15 protein-coding genes are annotated in these 17,110 nt (G+C 65.7%); 11 read left to right on the top strand and 4 right to left on the bottom strand.

Annotated elements, in window-relative coordinates; translation table 11 throughout:
- Positions 1-50 precede the first annotated feature (50 nt).
- Complete coding sequence (locus tag J8I34_RS01750) at positions 51-1,127, bottom strand: AI-2E family transporter (RefSeq protein ID WP_029045886.1); 1,077 nt, start codon at positions 1,125-1,127, stop codon at positions 51-53.
- A gap of 182 nt (positions 1,128-1,309) precedes the next feature.
- On the opposite strand from J8I34_RS01750, the gene J8I34_RS01745 reads away from it, so the two are divergent.
- The 4 genes from J8I34_RS01745 (at position 1,310) to J8I34_RS01730 (ending at position 5,189) form a co-directional block, all read left to right on the top strand.
- Positions 1,310-1,942: a TetR/AcrR family transcriptional regulator gene (locus J8I34_RS01745; RefSeq protein ID WP_232232330.1), complete on the top strand. Its 633-nt coding sequence runs from the start codon at positions 1,310-1,312 to the stop codon at positions 1,940-1,942.
- Positions 1,918-3,018: a metal-dependent hydrolase gene (locus J8I34_RS01740; RefSeq protein ID WP_209805200.1), complete on the top strand. Its 1,101-nt coding sequence runs from the start codon at positions 1,918-1,920 to the stop codon at positions 3,016-3,018. Before J8I34_RS01745 ends, J8I34_RS01740 begins: the two co-directional genes overlap by 25 nt.
- A gap of 304 nt (positions 3,019-3,322) precedes the next feature.
- Entirely contained in the window at positions 3,323-4,384 is a 1,062-nt protein-coding gene (locus J8I34_RS01735; RefSeq protein WP_029045888.1) for a VWA domain-containing protein, read from the top strand.
- Positions 4,385-4,787: 403 nt separating this feature from the next.
- Entirely contained in the window at positions 4,788-5,189 is a 402-nt protein-coding gene (locus J8I34_RS01730; protein WP_029045889.1) for a cupin domain-containing protein, read from the top strand.
- 132 nt (positions 5,190-5,321) lie between these two features.
- Here J8I34_RS01730 and J8I34_RS01725 read toward each other — a convergent pair whose 3' ends face one another.
- Positions 5,322-6,125 (bottom strand): SDR family NAD(P)-dependent oxidoreductase, encoded by an 804-nt coding sequence (locus tag J8I34_RS01725; RefSeq protein ID WP_029045890.1) that lies wholly within the window; start codon positions 6,123-6,125, stop codon positions 5,322-5,324.
- Positions 6,126-6,381: 256 nt separating this feature from the next.
- Between J8I34_RS01725 and J8I34_RS01720 the strand changes: the two genes are divergently transcribed.
- From J8I34_RS01720 to J8I34_RS01710, 3 genes are all read left to right on the top strand, one after another.
- Complete coding sequence (locus J8I34_RS01720; protein ID WP_029045891.1) at positions 6,382-7,125, top strand: response regulator; 744 nt, start codon at positions 6,382-6,384, stop codon at positions 7,123-7,125.
- Positions 7,122-8,423 carry an ATP-binding protein gene (locus tag J8I34_RS01715; RefSeq protein WP_029045892.1) on the top strand — a complete coding sequence of 434 codons (1,302 nt, stop codon included), beginning with the start codon at positions 7,122-7,124 and terminating at the stop codon, positions 8,421-8,423. Before J8I34_RS01720 ends, J8I34_RS01715 begins: the two co-directional genes overlap by 4 nt.
- A 131-nt stretch (positions 8,424-8,554) precedes the next feature.
- A complete protein-coding gene (locus J8I34_RS01710; protein ID WP_209774331.1) occupies positions 8,555-9,019 on the top strand; it encodes a MaoC family dehydratase in 465 nt (154 codons plus the stop codon).
- A gap of 101 nt (positions 9,020-9,120) precedes the next feature.
- Here the strand turns inward: J8I34_RS01710 and J8I34_RS01705 are convergent, their stop codons facing one another.
- Positions 9,121-9,444 (bottom strand): hypothetical protein, encoded by a 324-nt coding sequence (locus tag J8I34_RS01705; protein WP_232232333.1) that lies wholly within the window; start codon positions 9,442-9,444, stop codon positions 9,121-9,123.
- 146 nt (positions 9,445-9,590) lie between these two features.
- Between J8I34_RS01705 and ppk1 the strand changes: the two genes are divergently transcribed.
- The gene (ppk1, locus tag J8I34_RS01700; RefSeq protein WP_029045895.1) at positions 9,591-11,726 is read left to right on the top strand and encodes a polyphosphate kinase 1; all 2,136 of its coding nucleotides are present in this window, start codon (positions 9,591-9,593) and stop codon (positions 11,724-11,726) included.
- 350 nt (positions 11,727-12,076) lie between these two features.
- A complete protein-coding gene (locus tag J8I34_RS01695) occupies positions 12,077-13,447 on the top strand; it encodes an FAD-containing oxidoreductase (RefSeq protein WP_209805199.1) in 1,371 nt (456 codons plus the stop codon).
- Between the two features lie 26 nt (positions 13,448-13,473).
- On the opposite strand, the gene J8I34_RS01690 is transcribed toward J8I34_RS01695, so the two are convergent.
- Positions 13,474-15,246, bottom strand: coding sequence for a cytochrome c biogenesis protein DipZ (locus tag J8I34_RS01690; RefSeq protein WP_209805198.1), 1,773 nt, complete (start codon positions 15,244-15,246; stop codon positions 13,474-13,476).
- 425 nt (positions 15,247-15,671) lie between these two features.
- On the opposite strand from J8I34_RS01690, the gene J8I34_RS01685 reads away from it, so the two are divergent.
- Both J8I34_RS01685 and J8I34_RS01680 read left to right on the top strand, forming a co-directional pair.
- Entirely contained in the window at positions 15,672-15,998 is a 327-nt protein-coding gene (locus tag J8I34_RS01685) for a hypothetical protein (RefSeq protein ID WP_035877041.1), read from the top strand.
- 130 nt (positions 15,999-16,128) lie between these two features.
- Positions 16,129-16,671, top strand: coding sequence for a thioredoxin family protein (locus tag J8I34_RS01680; protein ID WP_209774335.1), 543 nt, complete (start codon positions 16,129-16,131; stop codon positions 16,669-16,671).
- Positions 16,672-17,110 lie beyond the last annotated feature (439 nt).

Below are 17,110 nucleotides of genomic sequence, written 5' to 3'. Positions count from 1 at the left end.
CGGTCCAACCCGCCGGGGCTGATCGCATTGCGCGACAGGTGTCGCGCCCGTTACCCCGGCGGTGGCTCCACCCGCTGCTCCGCCTGGCTTTCCAGCCATTCGCGCCATACGGCGAGCAGCACGGCGAGGATCACAGGCCCGACGAACAGGCCTATCAGGCCAAATGCCGCGAGTCCGCCCAAGACACCGAACATCACCAGCAGGAACGGAACCTTGGTGGCCCCGCTGATGACCAGCGGACGAACGACGTTATCGACCCAGCTCACGGCCGTAGCGCCCCACAGCAGGAGCCCGATCCCGGCCACGGTGTGGCCGGTGATGAGCAGCCATGCGCCAATGGGAACCCAGATCGCAAGCGCCCCAAAGGGAATCAGGGCAAAGATGGCAGTGGCAATGCCCCAGAACACTGGCGCGTTGACGCCTGCCGCCCAGTAGCCGATCCCGGCAAATGACCCCTGGGCGACTGCGGCGAGGAAGAGGCCGAACACCACGGCCCGCGCCGTGTCGCCCATTGCAATGACGTACCCGTGCGCGCGCGGCCCTAGAACCCCTTGCAGGACCAGGCGCAACTGCGCGAGCAATTGCTCGCCGTCGCGAAAGAAGAAGAATGCCGTGAGCAGTGTCAGGCCGATGAGCCCCGCGTTGAGTCCCACCCCGCCGGCCAGCCTTGCAAGGGCGCCGCCCCACCGTTCGATCAGCGCCGCGACCTGGGCACGCAGGGCTGCGCGGTCGCCCAACAGCACTGACAACCATTCCTGCAACCATTCGCCGACCCATGGCACGCGTGCGAGCGAATCCGGCAGTGCGACGCCCGCGTTCAGGATATCCGCCGCCTCGCGGTAGGCGGCGACCATCTCGGCACGCAGGAGGATGGTGAGACCGATGAGCGGCACGCCCAGCAACGCGGCAAGTACCAGCGTGGAGATCAGCGCAGCCCAGGTTCGCTGCCGGCGCAGCACGCGGCGCAGCCACGCGTTGAGCGGCCAGGTGACATAGGTGAGGATTCCGGCCCAGGCAAGCGGCACAAGGAACGGCCGCACTATGACGAAGGAAAGGGCGAGCAGCCCGCCGAGCAGGCACACCAGGAGAGTCCGGCGTACCCATACGGCTGCTTGGAAATCGGTCATGGAAGGGCACGTAGGCACGGCATCCGGGGCGATGCACGTTGCCACTATGCTAACCGCGACGTATCTCGCCGCAAAGGAGGCAATGGCAGCATCGCGCACATGGCCAAGAAATCGGCGCTTGGTGCGGGCTGCCTTTGTATGCTGGAAAGCAGCGTGGAGACGTATCTCTGGATGGCAATGCCATGAACGCGATGAACGACAATGCAGCCCTGGCCGGCCGGATCCTGGAGGTCGCCCTGATGCTCGGCGAACGCAGCGGCTGGGACGCCCTGCATCTGTATGACGTCGCCGACGACATGGGCATCGGCCTGGACGAGATTCACCGGCATTACCAGCAGAAGGACGACCTGGCCGAAGCCTGGTTCGAGCGCGCCGACCTTGCACTGGTGCGCGTGTCCGCGCGCGAAGGCTGGGGCGCGCTGTCCCACCGCGAGCGGCTGGAGCAGGCCATCCTTGCCTGGCTGGGGGCGCTGGCGCCGCACCGGCAACTCACTGCCCAGATGCTGCGCTACAAGCTGCAGCCGGAGCACGTGCATCTGCAGGTGCAGGGCCTGCTGCATATCAGCCGCACCGTGCAATGGCTGCGGGAAGCTGCACGCCTGCCAGAAGCCGGCTGGCGCCGCGAAGTGGGGGAGGTCGTGCTGACCGGCATTTTCCTCTCCACCTTCGGCCGCTGGCTGTGCGACGGTTCACCGGGCGCCGGCCGTACGCGGGCCTGGCTCGATCGGCAACTGCGATGCGCCGAGCGCCTGGTCCGGCGCCGGCCTGGCGACACCGGAGCCCGGCCCGGATGGACACGATCACCCACGCCTTGATGGGTGCGCAGGTTGCGCTGGCCGTCCCCATGGGCGAGGCTTCCGGCCGGCGCCTCGGCACTTGCGAGCGACTGCTGCTTGGCGCCGCCGCCGGAGCCTTTCCGGATATCGATTTCCTGGGCTTCCTGGTCGATCCGCTGCGTTTCCTGGCCCACTGGCATCAGGGACCGACGCATTCACTGCTGCTGCTTCCAGCCTGGGGCGCATTGCTTGCCGGATTGTTCTGCCTGGCGACGCGCCGGCGCCAGGCCTGGCGCGAAGCGCTCGGCGTCAGTTGCCTTGGCGTGGCCAGCCACATCGCGCTGGACCTGATCACCGTCTATGGCACCCGTATCTTCTATCCCGGCTCCGAACGGCGTTTCAGCCTCGGCACCACCTTCCTGGTCGATCCGCTGCTGAGCGGTATCGTCGTGTCCGGCCTGGGCCTGGCACTGTGCCGGCCACCTCGGCGGCGTGCACGGGCAGCGCTGGCGGGCCTGGGGCTGCTGTGCGCCTATGTTGGCGTCCAGGGTGTCCTCAGGCACCGTGCGCTGGAACTCGGCAATGAATCGTTGCATGCCGCCGGCATCCAGGCGCAGGGCGTGGACGCGCTCCCCCAGCCGTTTTCTCCGTTCAACTGGAAACTGATCGCCCGCGCAGAGACGGACTACCATGTCGCGCACGTCAACCTGGCCGGGCATCCTGCCTGGGTGCCGCCATGGCAGGTGCTGGGGCGCCTGCCCGCCATGGCCAGGGCGTATGTGCCGCCCGCGCGCATGGCCTGGACACAGCGGCCGCGGCTGCCGCAGGCGCGCGCGGAGCGGGCGCTCGCATGGCAGCTCTGGGCGCGCCCGGACTTTGCCGATTTCAGGCGATTCGCAGTCTATCCGGCCCTTTCCGCCATCACGGCGATGCGGGCAACACCGCTGCCGCCGGGTGAAGCGGCCGCCTGCGTCTGGTTCACCGACCTGCGCTATGACCTGCCTGCCGTGGAAGACATCTTCCGCTATGGCTATTGCCGGGCCAGTGGGCAGGCGCCATGGCGGCTATACCGGCTTGCCTATTTCAGCCAGGACCAGCGCCAGCGCCTCGACTAGCATGGCGCTACCGGCAACGCCGTCCGGACTGATTGGCATGGCCAGCGAAGGCGCGGTGTCCTTTCGAAACGGCCAGCATCTGGTCCGCTATCCGGCATTTGCAGTCGCATGCAGCCTGCCGGTCGAAGTCCATGAGACCGGGGCGGAACTACTCGATCGTGTTTTTGCGGGCGGGGTCGTTAGCAAGCCCCTGAACGTTCGACGGGGCTATGGCCGGATCTCGGCGTGTTTGCCGCGAGGTCCTCTCTGTCGGGGGACATACACTAATACCATCGTCCTACCCACGTGCCAAAAGGAGCAGGACATGCAGTTTCTCTGGCCGCAGATGCTCTGGCTGCTGCTCTCGCTCCCCTTGCTGGCAGCCGCTTACCTGTACCTGATTGCGCGGCGCAAGAAGATTGCCTTCTTGTATGCCAGCCTTGCGCTGCCGCGTGCCGTGCTGGGCCGCAACCGACTGCGGCGTCACATCCCGCCGCTGCTTTTCCTGCTTGCGCTGGGCGCGGCCCTGCTGGCTTGTGCCCGTCCTACGGCGACCGTCACGCTGCCGTCCGACACCATCACCCTGGTACTGGCCATGGACACCTCCCTCAGCATGGAGGCGACCGACGTCGCGCCCACCCGGATCAGCGCGGCCCAGCAGGCCGCGCGGGATCTGATCGTCGGGCTGCCGGCTAGCGTGCGCCTGGGCATTGTGTCTTTTGCCGCCACGGCGACCGTGGTGCTGCCTCCCACCGACAACCGGCAGTACATGCTCGACGCGATCGATCGCTTCCAGCTCCAGCGAGGCACGGCGACAGGCAGCGGACTGATCCAGGCGCTGGCGGTGTTGTTCCCCGACGATGGCATCGACCTGGAAGCGATCCTCTTCAGTGGCGAGTCGCTCGCACCCGGGCCAGGTGGCAGATCGCTGGCCGAGGCCGCCGCGGCCGACGCCGTCCGCAAGCGCGATCAGGAGCAGCCTGCGGCGCAACCCGGCTCTTACCGGCACGGTGCGGTGATCCTGCTCAGCGATGGCCGCCGCACCACCGGCCCGGACCCTCTGGACGCCGCGCGCATGGCCGCCCAGCGCGGCGTGCGCGTCTATACGGTGGGTTTCGGTACGCCGCAGGATGCGGTTTCGGCGGTGTCTGGCCTGTCTTTCTACATGCAGCTGGACGAACCCACCTTGCGCGCGGTCGCGACGCTCACTGACGGCGAGTACTTCCAGGCTGGCTCGGCCGCGGACCTGACGCAGGTATACCGCCGGCTGAGCGCCCGTTTCGCGCTCGAGCGCAGGGAAATCGAGGTCAGCGCCTTGCTGGCGGCGGCCTCGGCCCTGCTGCTGGTGGCGGCGTGCGGGCTGTCGCTGCTGTGGTTCCGGCGGTGAACTGAAGCGCCGGCGACCTGGTCGCGTTCAGCTGGACAGCGGCCGCTGTCCGGGGGGCGTGGCCGACCCCGGGGGCCTGGTCCTGATTCCGCTTTCGCCGTTGCTGCCGCGCCGTTCCAGGCGCAACGCTCCCTGCCTTGTTGTTGTCTTCGAATGTATCGATTCAAGCCCTGGATACATGGGGATACGTTGGCGCGCTTCGCTCGCCATAGTCGAGATACATGCCTGTCATTCAATGCTGCCTATGCGGAGGATTCGTGTCGGTATGGTGTCTTCATCCACGACCCGGGAGTCGACCGCTGAGGGGAACAGTCTTCCCTCTCTTCTCTCGGCCCATACGTTGTTCATACGTGCCCGGCCCGGGGGAATTCCCACATTTCCAACTTTGGCAGAGGAACAACAGATGAAATCGACTCGCATGCTGGCTGCGGCCATGCTCTTCGTCGGCAGCGGCCTGGCGGTGCAGGCGGCTCACGCCCACACGGCAGGCGTCCATCGCACGGATCTTGTTCGGCACGATCTCAGCGCGCCAGATCGCGAAGGCATCCAGGTCCGGGTTGACTTCGATCCCGGCGCGTTCGCGCCGATGCATTCGCATCCGGGCGAGGAGATCGCGTATGTCCTGCAGGGAACGCTGGAATACCAGCTTGGCAGCAACCCGCCCGTCACGCTCAAGGCTGGGGAGGCCCTCTTCATCCCGGCGGGGACCCTCCACTCGGCGAGGAATGTTGGCAGCGGCACGGCATCGGAGCTGGCAACCTACATAGTGAAGAAGGGTGCGCCGCTGGTGGTGCCCGCCAAATGAGTACGTCCCGTGGCCCGGCAACGAAAACCAGAGAAAGCGGGCACCAGGCGCTCGATGTTCAACGCCAACTCTCCAGGCAATCAATCATGACTACCAACTTCACCCGCCGCTTTGCAATGGCTATCGCTCTGACTACCGCGCCACGCCGTACCGGGCCGCGGGCTGGTCACGCGACAGATTGGGGCCGAGCGCAGCGCGTGCGGCCTCGAGCGCCTTCCAGTCGGCGTCGTCAGGCAATGATGGCACGGTAATCACTTCACCCAGGTCAAGGCCGGCCAGCGCGGCATCGACCAGATCGTCGCCGCTCATCACGATGGCTTGCGGCAGGTTCTCGACCGGCTGGCCCGCGATGTCCCAGAACTCGGTTCGCGTTGCGCCGGGAAGCACGGCCTGCACGCGCACGCCCTTGCCGGCAAGCTCATGCTGCAACGACTGGGTAAAGGCCAGCACGAACGCTTTCGAGCCGCCATAGACGCCGTTCAGGATCTCGGGCGCCACCGCGACGATCGACGCGATATTGATGATGGTGCCTTCGCCGCGTGCCACGAATGCCGGCGCAGCGGCATAAGTCAGGCGAGTCAGGGCCGTGACGTTGAGCTCGATCATCGCCTGCATCTTGTCGACGTCCGACACCAGCAATGGTGCCGCGGCGCCAATGCCGGCGTTGTTGACCAGCGTGGTGATGCTGGCATCGCTGCGCAACAGCGCTTCGATGCGCCGGACATCGGCAGCCTGGCCAAGGTCCGCGGTCACGATCTCGACCGAGCGGCCGGTGTCGTCGCTGATGCGGCGGGCCAACGCTTCGAGCCGGGAGCGATTGCGCGCCACCAGGATCAGGTCGTGGCCGCGGCGCGCGAGGCGATCCGCATAGATCGCGCCGATGCCGGAAGATGCGCCGGTGATAAGGGCGGTTCCGGCGTGGATGTGGGTCGTCATGTCAATGCTCCGGGGTTCAGGGGGGGAAGCCGCCGGACTGGCCGGCTGCGTGAGCTGAAGAGTAGGGGCACAAGCGCATGGCGCCAATGTCGTAGATGCAACGTTTTCTGCCATCGCCGCCCGGAGAGCCCGGATATGTACCGGATTGTGGCGCTTGCCGCGGCAGATACAGTGAGATACACGGAGAATCGCCGGCACCCATACAATGGCGACGGCACAGACTGGTGGTTCACCTGATTTTTCTGAGGGGATAAAGATGGATGCACACGTCGACCATATCCTGGTTGTCGATGACGACCGGGAAATCCGGGAACTGGTATCGACCTACCTGACCAAGAATGGCCTGCGTGTGACCGTGGCGCAGGATGGCAGGCAGATGCGGTCGATCCTGGAGGCCAATGCCGTTGACCTGATCGTGCTGGACGTGATGATGCCGGGCGACGATGGCCTGGTGCTTTGTCGTGAACTGCGAGCCGGCAAGCACAAGACCACGCCGATCCTGATGCTGACCGCGCGCAGCGACGAGACCGACCGCATCCTCGGCCTCGAAATGGGTGCCGACGACTACCTCCCCAAGCCTTTCGCGGCGCGCGAGCTGCTGGCTCGCATCAAGGCGGTGCTGCGCAGGACGCGCATGCTGCCGCCCAACCTGCAGATCACGGAAGCGGGCCAGTTGCTGGCGTTCGGCGACTGGCAGCTGGACACCACGGCGCGGCACCTGATCGACCGCGATGGCATCATCGTGGCGCTGAGTGGCGCGGAGTACCGCTTGTTGCGCGTGTTCGTCGACCATCCGCAGCGCGTGCTCAACCGCGACCAGCTGCTCAGCCTCACGCAAGGCCGCGAGGCGGAGATGTTCGAGCGGTCGGTCGACTTGCTGGTCAGCCGCCTGCGCCAGCATCTCAAGGACGATGCACGCGAGCCCCGCTACATCAAGACCGTGCGCAGCGAGGGCTACGTGTTCTCGATGCCGGTCGAGATCCGGGAGGCCCGGCAGTGAAATTCCGAGCCTTGCCGTGGCCCCGCACGCTGGGCTCGCGCCTGTTCCTGATCCTGCTGGCCGGGCTCGTGGTGGCCCATGGCTTGTCTTTCGGCGTGCTGTTTGCGGAGCGCTACATCAGCGCGCGTCAGGTGATGCTCGGCACGCTGGAAACCGACGTGTCGACGTCGATCGCCATCCTCGACCGTTTACCCGCAGCGGAGCGGCCGCAGTGGCTACGGTACGTGAATCGCGGCAATTACCAGTATGTGTTGGGGCCGGGTCTGCCGGGCATGCCGGAGATGAGCGAGCAGGCCCAGGAGATCGCGGACCGCATTACCGAGGCGAGCGGCGGCCGTTTCCCCGTCAGGGTCGAATCGATCCCGGGGCAAGGCAAACGCCTGCAGGCGCACCTGACCCTCAGCGATGGCAGCCCGCTGACCATCGATGTGCATCCGAAGCCGCCCCAGATCGCGCAATGGCTGCCCTATGTGCTGGTGCTGCAGCTGCTGCTGCTGGTGCTGTGCTGCTGGCTGGCCGTACGGCTGTCGCTGCGCCCGGTGGTGGCGCTGGCCAATGCCGCCGACGCGCTCGACCCGAACGCCGCGAGCGAGCCGCTGGCCGAGTCCGGTCCGACGGAGCTGGTGCGTGCCGCGCGCGCGTTCAACGCCATGCGGGAGCGCATCGCCCGCTTTGTCGAGGAACGCGTGCAGATCCTGGCGGCGATCTCGCACGACCTGCAGACGCCGATCACGCGCATGAAGCTGCGCGCCGAGATGGCGGAGGACTCGGAAGACAAGCGCAAGCTGGTGCACGATCTCACCGAGATCGAGACGCTGGTCAAGGAGGGACTGGCCTATGCGCGCGCCATGCATGACGATGGCGAGAAGGCATCGCGGATCGACGTCGGGTCTTTCATCGAGAGCCTGGTCTACGATTACCAGGACACCGGCAAGGCCGTCACGATCCTGCAGAACATCGGCGGCGCCATCATGACGCGCCCGCATGCCCTGCGCCGCATCCTGACCAACCTGACCGACAACGCCATCAAGTTCGGCGGGGCGGCGGAGCTGAGCGTGCGGCGCGACGGGGGCGCGGTGGTGATCGGCGTGCTCGATCGCGGCCCCGGCATCCCGGCGGAGAAGCTCGAATCCGTGATGCAGCCGTTTGTCCGGCTGGAGGCGTCGCGCAACCGCGAAACCGGCGGCACCGGCCTGGGCCTGGCCATCGCGCAGCAGCTGGCGCTGGCGATCGGGGGTTCGCTGACGCTGCGCAACCGGGAAGGGGGTGGGCTGGAGGCGCAGCTCAGGCTTGGCTGAGGGAACTAGCCTCGCTCGGGCCGCGCGGATTGTCCTGCGAAGCGCCGAGGTCGCTGCCAGCCGCCGCCCGGCGCGCACGCCGCACGCGCTGGTCATCGGGACCGCGCCACAACCATCTGGAGAAGCAAACCATGAACGTCCAATACATCGAGGATCTCGCCGCGGGCCAGAAATACGGTTCAGGGCGGCTGACCGTCGAGCCAGAGCGGATCAAGTCCTTTGCTGCCGAGTTCGACCCGCAGCCTTTCCATCTCGATGAAGCCGCTGCCGGCGACACGCTGTTCCGCGGCCTGGCCGCCAGCGGCTGGCACACGGCGGCGCTGACCATGCGCCTGCTGGTCGACGGCGAGTTCCGGCCGGCGGGCGGCATCATCGGCGCCGGCTTCGAGGAGCTGCGCTGGCCAAGGCCGGTACGGCCCGGCGATACGTTGCACATCGCGAGCGAAATACTGGAGGTGCGGATCTCGAAGTCGCGCCCCGACCAGGGCATCGTGAAAGTGCGCACCACCACCTTCAACCAGGATGAGGAGCCAGTGCAGATCCTCACCGGCAACCTGATCGTGCAACGGCGCCCTGCAGCAGATGTGCAGGCGTAGGCGTGCAGGCGTAGGCGTCCTGAAGGCTTCGGGGGAATGAATTAACGACGTAATGAAAAAGCCCCCGGCATCAGCGTCGTGACGGACCGTCGTTACGGCCGCTAGTGAGAAGCCGAACTCGCTCCGCCGCCAGCGGCCTCATTCTCCCGCAGCCTTTGCAGGGATTTGGTCAACCTGGCGCCATGTCCGCTGTCGGCGGCCAGCAGCAGTGCTTCGATGCAGGATTCGAGACCAGCAAGCCCGGCATCTCCCGGCCTTCCGGCTTTCATCTCCTGAAACTCCTTGCTGATGCGCTTGGCCAGCTTGCGGACAAACTCGGGGTCAAGATCGCCTTGCACCGCAGCATGCCGGATGTGCTCGATCAATCTCGCCAGGCCCTCGGACGTGGTTTCGCTGGCATATGGCATTTCCTGTGTCATTGTCATTGGCGACTCCATGGGGCAAGTCGGATCATTCTAGGTCGCCGATGTTCGGGGGGAGTGCGTCTTTCGCGAATACCGGAGCCAGAATCGCGTCGCTATGCGCAATACGCCAGCTAGAATCTGGAAAGGTTTCCCCTTGGCACGGAATCATGAAACGCGAATCCAGCTCCATGCAGAACGGGTTGCCGGGTGCTCGGGGGGCGGGGCGCCCGGGCGACCTGGCGGATGAGGCGAGCTTGTCCAATGGCAATGAGTTCTACATCAACCGCGAGCTCAGCCAGCTGGAGTTCTTCGGCCGCGTCCTGCAGCAGGCAGCCGATCCCGCCATTCCGCTGCTCGAGCGGCTGCGTGCCCTGTGCACCTTCAGCAGCAACCTGGATGAGTTCTATGAAATTCGCGTAGCGGGCCTGAGGGAGCAGTGCGCGCTTCAGTCGCCGGTTGGCGGCCCGGACGGGCTTACGCCGCAGGTCGTCTATGCCACGGTCAACCAGCGGGTGCGCGAACTGATAGATCAGCAGTATCGCCTGTTCAATGAGGTGTTGATTCCGGCCATGGCGGAGCAGCAGATTTGCTTCCTGCGGCGGCCATCGTGGAATGCCGAGCAGAAGGCATGGATTCGCGAATTCTTCTTCGCCGAGCTGATGCCGGTCCTGACACCCATCGCGCTCGATCCCGCGCATCCGTTCCCACGCGTGCTCAACAAGAGCCTGAACTTTGCGGTTGAGCTCGAGGGCAAGGATGCGTTCGGCCGCAACTCCGGCAATGCAATCGTGCAGGCGCCACGAGCGCTGCCACGTGTCATCGCTCTGCCCGCTGACATTTCGGGGTGCGAGCATGGCTTTGTCTTTCTCTCGTCTATCCTGCATGCCCATGTCGGCGAACTGTTCAGTGGCATGTCGGTACGGGGCTGCTATCAGTTCCGTGTGACCCGGAACAGTGAATTGTTCGTGGACGAGGAGGAGATCAAGAACCTGCGCGAGGCGCTGCAAGGCGAACTGCCGCACCGCCATCTTGGCGACGCGGTCCGGCTGGAAGTCGCGGACAACTGCACGCCGGCAATGACGACCTTCCTGCAGGAACAGTTCGGGCTGGCACCAGGTGAAGTGTTTTCGGTAAACGGGCCGGTCAACCTGGTTCGCCTGATGCAGGTGCCGGATCAGGTCGACAGGCCGGAACTGAAGTACATGCCTTTCCGGCCAGGCTTGCCAAAGATCCTGCTGGAACATTCCGATGTCTTTCGCGCCATGCGCGATGGCGACATCCTGCTGCACCATCCATTCCAGTCATTTGCACCGGTCGTCGATTTCGTCAGGCAGGCGGCACGGGATCCCGATGTCGTGGCAATCAGTCAGACCGTGTATCGAGCCGGACACGACTCGGTCCTGTTGTCGGCACTCATCGAGGCTGCGCGCAACGGCAAGGAGGTCACCGCCGTGGTGGAGTTGCTGGCCCGCTTCGATGAAGAGGCGAACATCGGCTGGGCGGCGCAACTGGAGGCGGTTGGCGCGCATGTCATCTATGGAGTCGTCGGTTTCAAGGCCCATGCAAAGATGGTCATGGTGCTGCGGCGGGAGGGTGGAAAGCTCAGGCGCTATGTCCACCTCGGCACGGGGAACTATCACCACGAGACATCGCGCACTTATACGGATTTTGGGTTGCTGACATGCGATGAATCGTTGACGCAGGACGTGGCACAGGTCTTCAGCCAGCTGACCGGCCGCGGGCAGACGCAGAGCATGACCCATATCTGGCAATCGCCGTTTACGTTGAAGAAGCAGTTGCTGGCGGCGATCCGAGGCGAAGCCGAGCACGCCAGGGCCGGGCGCAAGGGACGGATTATCGCCAAGATGAATGCGCTGCTGGAGCCGGAGCTGATCCAGGCGCTATACGATGCCTCGCGTGAAGGCGTGCGTATCGACCTGATCGTCAGGGGCGCCTGTGCGCTGCGGCCAGGCGTGGCTGGCCTGTCGGAACACATCGCAGTGAAATCGGTCATGGGCCGATTTCTTGAGCACTCGCGCATCTTCTATTTTCACAACGGCGGGGCAGAGAAGGTCATGCTGTCCAGCGGGGAATGGATGGAACGAAGCCTGTCCCGGCGGATCGAGATCTGTTTTCCCATCCTGGATCCCCGGCTGAAGGAACGTGTCATTTCTGAAGGCCTGAAGGCGTACCTTTCCGACCGGCGCGACACATGGGTGATGACGCCTGGCGGTACCTATCAGCGCCAGCTTGCGCGTGACGGCGAGGCAGCGCAGAACATATTGCTGTCCGCACTGACGTGAGTGCATCGGCAATGGGAGCGCAACGTCGCCGCCGCCGACAGAGTCCCCCACCAGATAGGCCGGCTGTTCGGTCAGGATATTGGCGGTGTTGCTCAGTTGCCCGTCGTTGATATCGCCCATGACAACCACTGCCGTGTTGTTCCCCTTCATGGGGTTGGTCAGGATGAAGCGTAGCGCAGCCGCTTCGGCGGTACGGCGGATGGGATCTCGCTTCTGTGACATCGCCAAATTCCAGGCGGTTGTCTATGCTTGGGCATGAGCCAGCCACGATTGCTGCCCGATCCTCAGCGCGGATGCCCCGCTGCGCATGGTGAGTGCGGCGGGCGCGGCACAAGGCAAGGAGGAGCGTGATGGCCCAGGGATTCGACGCGATCATCATCGGCACCGGACAAGCCGGCCCCGCGCTTGCCGCGCGGCTGTCGGGCGCGGGCATGAAAGTGGCAGTCATCGAGCGCGCGCATTTTGGCGGCACCTGCGTGAACACCGGCTGCATTCCTACCAAGACCCTGATCGCAAGCGCGTATGCGGCTCACCTTGCGCGGCGGGCGAGCGACTATGGCGTGACGATTGGCGGGCCGGTCGCTGTCGACATGAGGCAGGTGAAGGCGCGCAAGGATGAAATCCGCGGACGTTCCGCCAGTGGCGTGGAACAGTGGATGCGCGGCCTGGCCAACGGCGTGGTCTACCAGGGGCACGCCCGCTTTGAAAGCGCGCACGGCGTGCGCGTCAATGGCGAATTGCTGCAAGCCGATCGCATCTTTATCAACGTCGGCGGCCGGGCCCTCGTTCCGCCGATGCCCGGGCTCGACACGGTGGCGTACCTGACCAATTCGGGCATGATGGACGTGGACTACCTGCCGGAGCATCTGGTCGTCATTGGCGGCAGCTACATCGGCCTGGAGTTTGCGCAGATGTACCGGCGCTTTGGCGCCAGGGTGACCGTGGTGGAAAAAGGCCCGCGCCTGATCCAGCGCGAAGACGAAGACGTGTCGGAGGCGGTACGGGAGATCCTGGAGCGCGAGGGGGTGGAAATCCGCCTCGATGCCAACTGCCTGACCGCTCGCCGGGGGGCAGAGGGCATCTCCGTCGGGCTCGATTGCGCGACTGGTTCGCGCGATGTGCACGGCTCGCACCTGCTGCTGGCGGTGGGGAGGGTGCCCAACACGGAAGACCTCGGACTGGACAAGGCAGGCGTCGAAACCGACGAGCGCGGCTATATCAAGGTGGATGAGCAGTTGCGCACCAGCGTCCCGGGCATCTGGGCGCTGGGTGACTGCAACGGCCGCGGGGCGTTTACGCATACGTCGTATCACGACCACGAGATCGTCGCCGCCAACCTGCTCGACAATGATCCCCGCACGGTTGCGGACCGCATCACGGCCTATGCCTTGTTTACCGATCCCCCGCTCGGGCGCGCCGGCATGACGGAAACGCAGGCCCGCCAGACCGGACGCAAGGTGCTGGTCGGCAGGCGCCCCATGAGCCGCGTCGGGCGCGCCGTGGAAAAGGGCGAAAGCCAGGGCTTCATGAAGGTGGTGGTCGACGCCGAGACCCGCTTGATCCTGGGTGCGGCAATCCTGGGCCTGAACGGCGACGAGGTGATTCACTCGCTGCTCGACGTGATGTATGCCGGGGCGCCCTATACCACCATCAGCCGCGCCATGCACATCCATCCGACCGTGTCCGAGCTGGTGCCGACGATGCTGCAGGAGCTGGCATAAGAGGAATGCGTGGATGGAAGCCGGCGTCAGCCGAAAGTGAAGGCATAGGCCTGCGCACCGGGATCCAGGAAGCGGATTTCGAAGGTGTGCTCGCCCACCTTGCCGGACTGGCGCACCAGCTGATATAGCCGCGTCTGCGTGACCGCGCCGTTGCCGGCGGCATCGATGTCGGCGCCGTGGCTGTCGCCAGGCGGCTTGCCGTCGATCGTCACCAGGAAACGCACCGCCCGGCCGTCGGGCGCCGGACCCAGCACCAGGTGAAGGTCGCGTGCATGGAAGCGATAGGCGACGCTGCCATCGGCCTTGTCGAGGGTGGCCCGCTCGGCGCCTACGGTCCATTGGCCGGCCAGGCCCCACTGGTTGAGCCGGAGCTTGCCGACGCTGTACCGCTGCGGAGCATCCTGCCGCATGCCACCCGGTGAGGCGAAGTTGGCGGCTTGCAGATAGCCCAGGTAGGTTTCGCCGGAGCGGAGGTTGGACAGGTCTGGTGCGGCCTGGGCGCCCTCGGCTAGCGGAGCGACGACATCGCGCGCCGTGGACGGCCGGCCGGCTTCTGCCAGCAGCGCCTGGATCACGCGCTCCGAGTTGGCGTAGTCACCCTCGCCGAACTGGTGGTGGCGGATATTGCCGTGGGCATCGACAAAATACGCGGCGGGCCAGTAGCTGTTCTGGAAGGCGCGCCAGATGCGGTAGTCGCTGTCGACGGCGACAGGGAAGCCGATGCGAAAGTTCCTGACCGCGCGCTGCACGTTGTCCGTTGACTTCTCGAAAGCGAACTCGGGCGTGTGCACGCCGATCACCGTCAGGCCCTGGTCCTTGTACTTGTCCGCCCACGCGCGCAAATAGGGCAGGGTGCGGATGCAGTTGATGCAGGAGTATGTCCAGAAGTAGACCAGCGTGACGTTGCCCCGCAAGTGATCGCGCGCGAGCGGTGCCGAGTTGATCCATTGCACGGCGCCGTCGAGTGCCGGCATGCGGCCCTCCACCGGCAGGCGGCTCGGCATGGCCACCGGCGTGTCATTGGCGGCCAGCAGCATGCCGGTGCCGGGCTGCGCCGCAGGGCGCGCCTTGTGCAGCACGTCGACCAGCGCCTGTTCGATCCGCACCGGTCCGCTCGCGGACAGGCGGGCCAGCAGGCCGGTTTCGGCGCCCAACCCGATGGCAAGCACGCCGCCAAGCACGCCGGCGCCCAGCCCTCGGCGCACCCATTCGCTGGCACCCATCGACCGCTTCATGGCAGCAAACACGTGTGCGCCGATGCCGAGCGCGGCCGCCAGCGAGGTGGCCGCGCCCGCGGCATAGGCGGCGAGCGCCAGGGAGGTCGAGACGCTCGCACCCTGTAGCGCCGCACCGGTCAGCACAATGCCGAGGATTGGCCCCGCGCAGGGTACCCATAGCATCCCGGTGGCGATGCCGAGCAGCAGCGATCCCCATGGCGAAGGTGGCCCCGCCAGGGCCGAGGCAGCCGCGCCGTTGCCGGCCAGGCGGTTGCCAAGCGCCACCAGGGGCCGGGCCAGCATATCCGCCACTCCTGGCAGGAGCAGGGAGAGCCCGAACAGCGCCAGCAGCGACAGGGCGGCCACGCGCCCATAGGCGTTGGCTTGCACAGCCCAGGTGCCGCCGGCCGACGCCAGCGTGGCGACGGCGGCAAAGGTCAGCGCCATGCCGGCCAGCATCGGCAGCTTGCCGCGCAGGAACGGCTGGCCGGTGCGGCTTAGCACGAACGGCAGGACCGGCAGTATGCAGGGGCTCAGGATGGTCAGTACACCCCCGAGGTAGGCGAGTATCAGCAGGCTCATGATCAGTGTGCTCTCACAGGGCTTGGCTTCCCCGTATCAGACACCGTCTGCGTAGCCGGATTGTGTCGTGGATCGGCGCTTGTGTACCGGATTGTCGAGCCTGTGCCGCCAGATACATTGCCATACAAAAGCCCGCCGCGGCCCGCACCGGGCGGGGCGAAAGCGGCCCGCCCGGTCTGCGCTGAGCGTCGAGAGTGCCGTACTGGCCCGCTCTGGCTGTCAGGGACGGGTCGGGCGACGTACCGACTTTGTACGCCTTTGTATCAAGACGACGTCCCGACACGTCCGGCGACAAAAGTGCCGTCCACCCGTTAAGGGCCAGATACATCGGTCGCCTTCAATGCAATCCGTGGCGCGGCGGTGAACTGCAACGCAAGCAATCCCGGTGAGCCGCAACCCCGATGACCATTTCCTGGGAGCTGATCATGACCGCCAATACTGTCAATATTGCCAAGCGTCTTGTCTTCGCCGTCGCCCTGCTGGCCGCTGCCGCTGGCGCACAGGCCGCGTCGTCAGGCATCGGTGCGCGCGACCCGTACACCGACGGCGCCCGTGCCGTGCATGATGCGCGCGATCCGTTCAACGAGGGCGCACGCTCGGTACAGTCGCCGCGCAGCCCATACAGCGACGGCGCTCGCTATGTCGATCCGTTCGCGGACGGCGCACGTTCGCTGGCCGGCATGGATCGCACCGGCGTATCGGCGGAGCCGTCGCGCAGCGCCGACCCGTATCTGGACGGTGCCTACGCCTGACGCCATGCAACCTGAGTGGCCGGGGCCGCATACGGCGCTTACCGAGCCGATCCGCCGCGCGCCGGCGGAGGCCGGAGCGGACGGGCCCCAGGTGCACCCGCTTCCATCACAATCCTGCAGGGCCAGCATCATGCGCACGACGTTATCCCGCCTCGTACCGATAGGGCTGCTGATCGCGGCAGCCGGCATTGTTGCCTTCGGCCAGCGAGGCTTCGCCCCGACCGTTGGCGACCAGGGCCGCGCGCCCGAGTTCGCAGGGATCCATCAGTGGCTGAACTCGCCGCCGCTGACCATGGAGGGCCTGCGCGGCAAAGTCGTGCTGGTCGACTTCTGGACCTATGCCTGCGGCAACTGCATCAACACGCTGCCATACGTGAAGCAGTGGCACGACAAGTACAAGGATCAGGGCCTGGTCGTGGTGGGCGTCCACACGCCGGAATTCCCGTTCGAGAAATCGACCGCCAACGTGCAGGCGGCGATCCGGCGCTTCGATATCCGCTATCCGGTTGCCCAGGACAATGCGTACGCCACGTGGTCAGCCTTTAGCAACCAGTACTGGCCCGCCCTCTACCTGATCGATGCCAATGGCCGCATCGTGTACAAGCACTATGGCGAGGGCAGCTACGCCGAAACCGAAGCCGCCATCCGCAAGCTGCTGGAGGAACGCAAGTAGGCGCCTCGCGCTGGCTCTCACGGACGCGGCGAAGGCCGCGCCAGTGGATGACAACAGGCCGCGCTGGTTGAGGGCCACATCGGCGGGCGCCTGAAAGGCAAGTGCTTCTGCACGATTCGCGCGCGGGGGATAGATCCACTCTCCTGAACCAACTCTCAAGTAACAGGCCGACTCCGCTGCGGCGTGGCGCGCCCGATCGAAACAGCGAGCTCTCGTTTGCGCCACAAGGTTTTTTTGCCGACTGCTACCCGACGGCCCACTCGCGTCGCTTGCACATCGGCGAGCAATCCATTATCTTTACTACGACTACTATAATCGTAGTTTAATGCGCGGAACGCCAGGGACCTGATCTCTGTAACGAAGCACCGGTTCGAACTGGAGGAACTGGTTGGATGCATCCCGGCACTACCGGACTTCTCACCCAGGTTCCAATCAAGGA

Origin of the sequence: Cupriavidus phytohabitans, assembly GCF_017815025.1 — a bacterium.
GTDB lineage: Bacteria > Pseudomonadota > Gammaproteobacteria > Burkholderiales > Burkholderiaceae > Cupriavidus.
The sequence above is the reverse complement of the archived record's forward strand: the minus strand, read 5'-3'. Positions and strand labels throughout refer to the sequence as shown.

Coding starts and splice junctions, on each gene's coding strand:
- J8I34_RS01705 (WP_232232333.1), bottom strand. CDS start 9,444: ATGACAATGACACAGGAAATGCCATATGCCAGCGAAACCACGTCCGAG.
- J8I34_RS01680 (WP_209774335.1), top strand. CDS start 16,129: ATGCGCACGACGTTATCCCGCCTCGTACCGATAGGGCTGCTGATCGCG.
- ppk1 (WP_029045895.1), top strand. CDS start 9,591: ATGAAACGCGAATCCAGCTCCATGCAGAACGGGTTGCCGGGTGCTCGG.
- J8I34_RS01745 (WP_232232330.1), top strand. CDS start 1,310: ATGAACGCGATGAACGACAATGCAGCCCTGGCCGGCCGGATCCTGGAG.
- J8I34_RS01685 (WP_035877041.1), top strand. CDS start 15,672: ATGACCGCCAATACTGTCAATATTGCCAAGCGTCTTGTCTTCGCCGTC.
- J8I34_RS01725 (WP_029045890.1), bottom strand. CDS start 6,125: ATGACGACCCACATCCACGCCGGAACCGCCCTTATCACCGGCGCATCT.
- J8I34_RS01730 (WP_029045889.1), top strand. CDS start 4,788: ATGAAATCGACTCGCATGCTGGCTGCGGCCATGCTCTTCGTCGGCAGC.
- J8I34_RS01710 (WP_209774331.1), top strand. CDS start 8,555: ATGAACGTCCAATACATCGAGGATCTCGCCGCGGGCCAGAAATACGGT.
- J8I34_RS01690 (WP_209805198.1), bottom strand. CDS start 15,246: ATGAGCCTGCTGATACTCGCCTACCTCGGGGGTGTACTGACCATCCTG.
- J8I34_RS01750 (WP_029045886.1), bottom strand. CDS start 1,127: ATGACCGATTTCCAAGCAGCCGTATGGGTACGCCGGACTCTCCTGGTG.
- J8I34_RS01720 (WP_029045891.1), top strand. CDS start 6,382: ATGGATGCACACGTCGACCATATCCTGGTTGTCGATGACGACCGGGAA.
- J8I34_RS01740 (WP_209805200.1), top strand. CDS start 1,918: ATGGACACGATCACCCACGCCTTGATGGGTGCGCAGGTTGCGCTGGCC.
- J8I34_RS01695 (WP_209805199.1), top strand. CDS start 12,077: ATGGCCCAGGGATTCGACGCGATCATCATCGGCACCGGACAAGCCGGC.
- J8I34_RS01735 (WP_029045888.1), top strand. CDS start 3,323: ATGCAGTTTCTCTGGCCGCAGATGCTCTGGCTGCTGCTCTCGCTCCCC.